Consider the following 8,452-nt stretch of genomic DNA (forward strand, 5'->3'; position numbering starts at 1 on the left):
CCACCAGCAATAACAACTGAATATTTCTTTTCCATTTTCTTTTTCTCCTCTGTTTCATGGATTAATAAGTTTTAGAAACCCTCTATGCATCCAATATAAATAACATTCGCGCTAAATATATATTTATATTCCATGACCCCCAAGAGAGTTAATTTATTTTTTGCTGCACTAAGATCTTAATGTACCTTTATTGTAATATAAATAATTTTTGATTCAACATCTTAAGCGTATTTAAAGAAGAGGTTCACATTTATATCCTTTGCACAAGATTTGTGCATAAGTACAGTAAATATTAATAAAAAACCCTTAAAATTAAACTTCAAGGGTTCTCAAACTTAAAATTGTGCAGAAATATTTTACTCATCTAAATTATCCAGATAATCTAGATATTTAAGAAATAAAATTTCTACTGTATTAAAATATGCTGAAGTCGTTTCATAGGTACGATTATTAAATCTTTTGTATTGATCTGTAATTACATACAAACTTTTATCAGCAAGCCGCGCTAGTGTATTATTATTTAGTTTAGTGATAGAAACAATATAAGTACCTTTATTTTTCAATGTTTTCATTGCCTCAATTGCCATTTCATTTTCACCAGATACAGAAATAAAAATCATTACATCCTGTTCTCCTAAACCATTAATAGTCATCTTTAATTCACTTTTACCATATAAGGTGACGAAAAATACTTTAGTTTGAAGAAAAACTCTTTTAATCATTTCGGCTACTGTATTTTGTGTCTCACCAGTTCCAAAGACAAAGAGCCTACGTGCGTGATGTATATGTTCAAAGAGGTCATCAAGATCGCTATCTTTAGTTAGTTCCATACTTTTTAGATAATTATTACAAATTTCATCAAGCATTCCATCATTCTTTACTTGAACCTGCTGACATTCTAATTTTAAACGCATCTTAAATTCACGAAATCCCTCAAAAGATATCTTTTGGCTAAATCTTGAAATTGTTGCCCGTGATATGTTACAACGTTTAGATAATTCATCAATAGATATTTCACAGCACTCTTTTTTATGGGCTAATATATATTTCCAAATCATTAAATCATTTTCATTTAAATCATCATAATACTGATTTACCAGTTCTTCTAATTGCATAGTTTTACCTCCTGCACCATCATTTTAACATATTGTTCAACCAAGCGATAAAGGAAATAATCAAATATTTGAACAATTAAATTTTTTAAACTAAAATAAGAAGATTTTTATAGACAGTATCACTAAATAATGACATAATATTTAAGGTTAAAAAGGAGGACATGTATGTCTAATAAACGGATTATTCAAGTTGAGGATAAAGTCCCAGGAAAATTACTGATTCCATTATCATTACAACATATGTTTGCAATGTTTGGTGCCAGTGTTTTAGTACCTTTCTTATTTGGGATAAATCCAGCTATCGTCTTATTCATGAACGGTATTGGAACGTTATTATTTATTGTTATTACAAAAGGGAAAGCCCCTGCCTATCTAGGTTCTAGCTTCGCTTTTATTGCTCCAGCAAATATTGTCATTTCTAAATTTGGCTACCCTTATGCTTTGGGGGGATTCGTAGCAGTCGGATTTTGCGGCTGTTTATTAGCCTTAATTATTAAAAAATGTGGGACAAAATGGATCGATATTGTTTTACCACCAGCTGCAATGGGACCAGTAGTTGCATTAATTGGATTAGAATTAAGTGCTACTGCTGCAAATAATGCAGGCTTGATTGGTGATAATATTCAGATGGCCAATGTTTGGGTATTTTTAATTACTCTAGGAGTTGCAATTTTTGGAAATATTTGTTTTAGAAAATTTTTAAGTGTCATTCCAATTCTTATTGCAATTATCTGTGGATATATTGCAGCAATTTGTTTTGGATTAGTAGATTTTACAACTGTAGCAAATGCTCCACTATTTGCAATACCTAATTTCTCAACTCCAAAATTTGATATTAACGCTATCTTGATGATCTTACCAGTTCTTCTTGTAATTACTTCAGAACATATCGGTCATCAAATTGTTACAGGAAAAATAATCGGTAAAAACCTGTTAGAAGACCCTGGATTACATCGTTCTTTATTTGGTGATAATTTTTCAACTATGATTTCAGGATTTATCGGTTCTGTTCCAACAACTACATATGGTGAAAATATTGGGGTTATGGCTATCACCGGTGTATATAGTGTTCAAGTAATTGCAGGTGCAGCTGTTCTTTCTATTATTTGTTCATTCGTAGGACCCTTATCAGCACTAATTCAAACTATTCCTGGACCGGTTATTGGTGGAATCAGTTTCTTACTATATGGAATGATTGGTACTAGTGGATTAAGAATTTTAGTTGATCAAAAAGTTGATTACGCAACTAATAAAAACCTTATCTTAACTTCAGTTGTTTTTGTTACAGGATTAAGCAGTATTACGCTAAGCTTTGGTGGTGTCGAATTAACTGGAATGGTGCTAGCTTGTATTGTTGCTATGATTCTTTCACTAACTTTCTACTTATTAGATAAATTCAATTTGACTAATGATACTGCTGAGGAAAATAATTAATAATTTATTTAAAGGAACATCTCGATTTATATTTGAGATGCTCTTTTTTTGTTGTAATTATTTGCTATTTATATTGCGTTAAAGCATACTTTAAGATGTAAGATATAATTGATTTAGCTTTTAGCCTACAATAAATAGTGCTAAAATTAAATTATACAAGGACATAATATCATGGAGGTAATTATGGAAAAAGCAAAAGTTTATTATTGTGATATGCATACAGGAAGAATGAATCTTCCTGAAAAACTGAAGTTTTTAATGAAGAAAGCAGGTTTTGAAGAAATTGACTTTAAAAACAAATACACTGCTATCAAAGTACATTTCGGAGAACCCGGTAATTTAGCTTTTTTACGCCCAAATTACGCTAAAGCTGTTGCTGACTATGTAAAAGAATTGGGTGGAAAAGCTTTCGTAACTGATTGTAATACTCTATATGTGGGAGGAAGAAAAAATGCACTAGATCATTTAGACAGTGCTTATTCTAATGGCTACAATCCTTTCCAAACCGGAGTTCACACAATCATTGCTGATGGTTTAAAAGGAACAGATGAAGAAATCGTTCCAATCAATGGAGAATATGTTAAAGAAGCAAAAATTGGTCAAGCTATTATGGATGCTGATATTATCATTTCGTTAAATCACTTTAAAGGACACGAATTGACTGGATTTGGTGGTGCTTTGAAAAATTTAGGTATGGGATGTGGTTCCCGTGCTGGTAAAATGGAAATGCACAGTGCTGGCAAACCTGTCGTTGAGCAAGATAAGTGCATTGGCTGTGGACAATGTATTAAAATTTGTGCTCATAACGGGACAAGTATTACTGATCACAAAGCCTCTATCGATCATGATAAATGTGTTGGATGCGGTCGCTGTATTGGAGTCTGTCCTAAAGATGCAATCGTTGCCAGCATGGATGAAGCTAATGACATTTTAAACTATAAGATTGCTGAATATACTAAAGCAGTTGTGCAAGATCGGCCATGTTTTCATATTTCATTGGTTATTGATGTATCACCTTATTGTGATTGTCATAGTGAAAATGATATTGCCATCGTCCCTGATGTCGGAATGTTTGCCTCATTTGATCCCGTTGCTTTAGATATGGCTTGTGCTGATGCTGTTAATAAACAGCCTGCTATTGCAAATAGTTTGTTAGATAAACATGGTCATCATCATCATGATCACTTTACTGACGTATCACCTGAAACAAACTGGAAATCTTGTTTAGAACATGGTGAAAAAATTGGAATCGGAACTCGTGAATACGAACTCATTGAAATAAAATAGTAAAAAAGATCATTACGATCTTTTTTTAAATATCTCAATAACGATAGATAGGATACTCAGAATAACTAATTCCTCCAGTTTGAACATAACGGTTAATATTAACCAATTCATATGATTGCTCAGCGGTTATTATATTTACGATAACATTTATCTCACTACCATTAGATAAGTCTTTTGATAATTTTATCTTTTTTTGCTTATCTAAAGTTGTATTAGTTTGACCAATTTTTTCATAATTATTATTTTTAATTTTATTAATAATTATCTCTACTTTATTTGATAAAGTACCACTATAATCAATCTTTTCGTTTTCTAAATAACTATAATCTAATTTATAAATCATATTATTTCTAATCAATTTATAATTTTTATCACCTGGAATATAGATATAAATCAAGTGACTCAACAAGTTGTCTAAATGATGTTCTATTTCTGAATCCGCATTAATTTTTTCTCCTTTATCACCATTTTTAACCAAAATTTCAAAGTTAGCATAATTCACTAAAGGAATTGTTTCTGTTAAAACAAAAGTATAAGCATTTTCTTTAGTCATTGGATAAATACTCTGATTATTAAAAACATCAACAATACAGATATTTACTTGAGTTATATCTGTATAATTATTTAAAACGCATTTATAATTAATACTCATTGTCATTTTATCAAAGTCATAACTAATCACTTTAAATGTTGTATTTGAATAATCTATTATATTGTTATCGGTTATTGGAGTTGTACTATTATTAGGATAAAAAACTACCTCATTAGTTCCCTTTTTAACTAGTATTGCTAATGCAACACATAAACAAAGAGTACAAATAATAATAATTATCCAATCACGAATAATCTTTTTTTTATTTTCCTTTTGTAGATTCTCTAACACTAATGATGTTTGTTCATATATCTTATTGATTGAATCAGCTTCTGTTTCATCATCAAGATCTAATAATTGGGTAATACTTATTTCATAAAATTGACTTATTGTTATCATCATTTTCATGTCTGGTAAACTTAAATCACTTTCCCATTTAGACACTGTTTGCCTTGATACATTTAATTCACGGCCCAAAGCTTCTTGTGAAATCCCTTTTTCTTGCCTTAGGCTTAGTAGTTTTTTACCAATGCTCATAACCCATCCCTCCTATCTATATCATAGATATTTTGTCTTTTTTCGTCTATATCAATCCGTTAACATTTCGCCAATAATGTTAACATGAAAAAAACTGTAACTACATATTGATATAACTCCGCTAAAGTAGATAGGAACCGATTATTTATAATTAAAAGTGAATTTGAAATATCTCCCGTTTATTAGATATTAAGTATTAAATACCGAGGTATATTTCACTTTTTTATCTTAACTTTCTATAATTTGTTCAAACCATTCAATCTTATCAGCTTTTTTGTTTAAATACCCTAAAACTTTATAACTACTTAATCTTTCAATCATTATTCGATTATCTTGATGAAGGAGATTGTTACTATCAAAATTATTCATAATAAAACCAAGTACATTTAAATTTAACTGTTTAGCATATTGAGCCGTTAAAACTGCTCCATTAATACTACCCAAGCCTGATGATGTTACAATTATTAGCGGATAGTTAGCCAGTAACATCACATCACTAAGCATTATCAATTTATCATCGCGCAGTGGACAAACAATACCACCACTTCCTTCAATAACAACAAAATCATGCTTATTTTCTAAATCTGTCAAATCTGCTTTTATAGTATTTAAATCAACTGGTGTATTAGTCTTTTTTGCAGCTAGATGAGGCGCAAATGCTTCTTCATAAACAAAAGATACTTTACAGCTTTCATTTGGCAGACTTGCATACTGCTTAACAACTTCTAAATCACCTGGTATCAGTACATCATTTTCAACAACGGCACCACTTAAGGCCGCCTTATAATAACCAACCTTATACTGTGATTTCAAGGCTTTAACTATTCTTGCACTTACATATGTCTTTCCAACATCTGTCCCTGTTCCAGTAACAAACAAACCTTTAATCATGGCTTGGCTACCCTAAATCCCAATTGCTTAATGATTCTTTGATCTTCAGCAATAGTTATTCCCTGAGTTGTAAGCATATCTCCAGTGATAGCGCCATTAGCACCACTTTTAAATACATTTATTCCTTTATCATCAAAAAGCCCTCTACCACCAGCCATTCTAATCGTTGCATCAGGAAGAATAAAACGAAAAATGGCAAATATTCTTTCAACATCTTCTTTTGATAATGGTTTCAAATGTTCTAACGGTGTTCCTCTAATTGGATTTAGAACATTGATTGGAACCGACTTTATTCCTAAGTCTTTTAATTCAAAAGCTAGATCAAGTCGATCAAGCCATGATTCTCCCATTCCTACAATTCCGCCACTACAAACCTCCAAACCTGCTAATTTTGCAGCCTTAATTGTTTTGATTTTTTGCTCGTAACTATGAGTAGTACAAACATTATTAAAGTAGTTACGTGATGTTTCCAAATTATTATGATATCTTTTAACGCCTGTTTCTTTAAGTTTTTTTAACTCTTCAAAGTTTAATAGTCCTAGTGAAGCACATAAGGATATCGTTGTAGTATCATTAAGTTCTTGATATATTTTTAAAATTTTATTAAATTCTTGAACATTTAATTTCCGTCCGGATGTCACAATAGAAAAACGTTCGACACCTTGCTTTTGATTATGTAGGGCTATTGCTTTAATTTCACTAATTTTCAACAAACTATAAATATCAATTCCAGTTTGATAATAAACTGATTGAGCACAATATTTACAATTCTCACTACACCGCCCGCTTTTACCATTAATAATTGAACAAAGATCAAATGTACTACCACAATAGCTTCTTCTAATTAGTTCAGCCCCTTGCTTTAAAGTCCCTAGATCATAATCTATCAGCATCTTAGCTTCTGCTTTACTAATTTCATAACCAGCCATAATTTGTGCAATGAGCTTCTCTAACATTGTATTCTCCTCTTTTTAAAAATCTTTTCAAATCTAATTCCTGTCCCGACTGCTAAAAAACTTAAAAATAAGTCACCTGGTAAATCTAAAGGAAAACATGAGAGCAAAACTAGTTTCCAAGTTATTGGAGTTCCAGTATAGTAATTCAAAATGATATATTTATAGCCAAGTCCAATCATATAAGTGGCCAAAAGACCACTCAATACTGCCAAAACATATTTTTTTGCTGCTATTTCATTAGTTTTTTCACATATTATGCCTGTAACATACGCTCCTGCAATAAAACCAATTAAATAACCAAAACTAGGTCTAACAATATACGCTAAACCTCCACCGGCCGCAAATATTGGTAATCCTAGTAATCCAATTACAACATACAGTAATACTGCCAATGCTCCTAATTTTGAGCCTAATAAAATTCCAGCTAGCAAAACAAAGAAAAATTGTAATGTAAAATAATCCATGAAAGGTACCGGAATCTGTATAAATGCTCCGATTGTAATTAGAGCCGTAAAAATTGCACAATAGGTTATTTTCTTTGTTGTTAGTAACTTATTCTGCTCCATGGTTTCCTCCTATAATACTTACTTCACCCGCGGTTAATACCATTTCTGCACCATTGCTACTAACGACCAAATTACCTAAATCATTAATTTCACGAACTAAACCGGTAAACTGCTCCCCCTTTTGATTAAAAGTTATTTGCTTATGCAATACACATGAAGCCATGCGATATTCATTCAAAACCAATTTAAAATCCTCATCGATAATTGCAAATAGCTGATTTAAGATTTCTGCAATAAATTGATTACGATTAGCTTCTTGTAATCCTAGAGAAGTAGCTATGGAAGCTATTTCTAATGGAAAATTATCAGTTGATACATTAATTCCAATTCCAATAATAATTGCTTCGATCATTCCGCTTTCAAAATCACTAATTGCCTCACTTAAAATACCACAAACCTTCTTCCCACGATAATACAAATCATTAACCCACTTAATTGCTACTTCAATATCATATAGCTTTGCAATTGCTCGCCTAACCGCAACTGCTGTTTTAATTGTAATCATAGTTGCATTTTGTAGCGAATCTCCTGTTTTTAATAAAACACTCATATAAACCCCTTTTTGAGCCGGTGAATAAAAACTTCGTCCAAATCTACCACGTCCGGCGCTTTGTTCTTCAGACACAATTACACTATGATTTTTACCACCATTTATTGCTAATTTCTTCATTTGTGTATTGGTTGAATCGATTGTTTTATATGAAAAGATATCAATTTCTTCAGTTAAATAATATGCAATTCCTTGTTTTGATAAAACATCACTATTTTCTAATAATACATATCCTTTATTTGGCGTTGCTTCAATATTATACCCCTCTTCTTTTAATGTCTTTATCGCTTTCCAAATTGCCGCACGACTAACATGCAATTGGTTGGCTAACTCTTGTCCGGATATTACCTTACTACGATTTTCTTCAAGTAAAGCAATTACATTTTGTTTTACACTCATTGAATCACCTCGTTTTTAAGCATAGCAAACATTCACTAAATTGTAAACTAATTATTTAAAATTAGTTTACAATAAAAACCACGCCTAAAAGACGTGGTTTTCTCTGAGGCTATAAGCCTATGTTG

Annotated in this window: 8 protein-coding genes; 2 read left to right on the forward strand and 6 right to left on the reverse strand. The window is 31.3% G+C overall.

What is annotated here, in order from left to right:
- Positions 1 to 356 precede the first annotated feature (356 nt).
- Positions 357 to 1,115 (reverse strand): MurR/RpiR family transcriptional regulator, encoded by a 759-nt coding sequence (locus tag KTF99_RS16445; protein ID WP_003539401.1) that lies wholly within the window; start codon positions 1,113 to 1,115, stop codon positions 357 to 359.
- Positions 1,116 to 1,280: 165 nt separating this feature from the next.
- Between KTF99_RS16445 and uraA the strand changes: the two genes are divergently transcribed.
- Positions 1,281 to 2,549, forward strand: coding sequence for a uracil permease (gene uraA, locus KTF99_RS16450; RefSeq protein ID WP_003539400.1), 1,269 nt, complete (start codon positions 1,281 to 1,283; stop codon positions 2,547 to 2,549).
- Between the two features lie 183 nt (positions 2,550 to 2,732).
- The gene (locus KTF99_RS16455; RefSeq protein ID WP_009008884.1) at positions 2,733 to 3,836 is read left to right on the forward strand and encodes a DUF362 domain-containing protein; all 1,104 of its coding nucleotides are present in this window, start codon (positions 2,733 to 2,735) and stop codon (positions 3,834 to 3,836) included.
- Positions 3,837 to 3,870: 34 nt separating this feature from the next.
- Here KTF99_RS16455 and KTF99_RS16460 read toward each other — a convergent pair whose 3' ends face one another.
- The 5 genes from KTF99_RS16460 to KTF99_RS16480 all read right to left on the reverse strand — a co-directional run bounded on the left by KTF99_RS16460 (position 3,871) and on the right by KTF99_RS16480 (position 8,327).
- The gene (locus KTF99_RS16460; RefSeq protein WP_118672334.1) at positions 3,871 to 4,965 is read right to left on the reverse strand and encodes a helix-turn-helix domain-containing protein; all 1,095 of its coding nucleotides are present in this window, start codon (positions 4,963 to 4,965) and stop codon (positions 3,871 to 3,873) included.
- A 228-nt stretch (positions 4,966 to 5,193) separates the two neighbouring features.
- A complete protein-coding gene (gene bioD, locus KTF99_RS16465) occupies positions 5,194 to 5,856 on the reverse strand; it encodes a dethiobiotin synthase (protein ID WP_008792645.1) in 663 nt (220 codons plus the stop codon).
- Positions 5,853 to 6,812 (reverse strand): biotin synthase BioB, encoded by a 960-nt coding sequence (bioB, locus tag KTF99_RS16470; RefSeq protein WP_008792644.1) that lies wholly within the window; start codon positions 6,810 to 6,812, stop codon positions 5,853 to 5,855. The genes bioD and bioB overlap by 4 nt, the downstream gene beginning before the upstream one ends.
- On the reverse strand, positions 6,806 to 7,378 hold the full coding sequence (locus KTF99_RS16475; RefSeq protein ID WP_003539395.1) for a biotin transporter BioY: 573 nt from the start codon (positions 7,376 to 7,378) through the stop codon (positions 6,806 to 6,808). Before KTF99_RS16475 ends, bioB begins: the two co-directional genes overlap by 7 nt.
- Positions 7,365 to 8,327 (reverse strand): biotin--[acetyl-CoA-carboxylase] ligase, encoded by a 963-nt coding sequence (locus KTF99_RS16480; protein ID WP_003539394.1) that lies wholly within the window; start codon positions 8,325 to 8,327, stop codon positions 7,365 to 7,367. The genes KTF99_RS16475 and KTF99_RS16480 overlap by 14 nt, the downstream gene beginning before the upstream one ends.
- Between the last annotated feature and the right edge of the window lie 125 nt (positions 8,328 to 8,452).

This window comes from Erysipelatoclostridium sp. MSK.7.34, assembly GCF_019041935.1.
Taxonomy (GTDB): domain Bacteria; phylum Bacillota_I; class Bacilli_A; order Erysipelotrichales; family Coprobacillaceae; genus Thomasclavelia; species Thomasclavelia ramosa.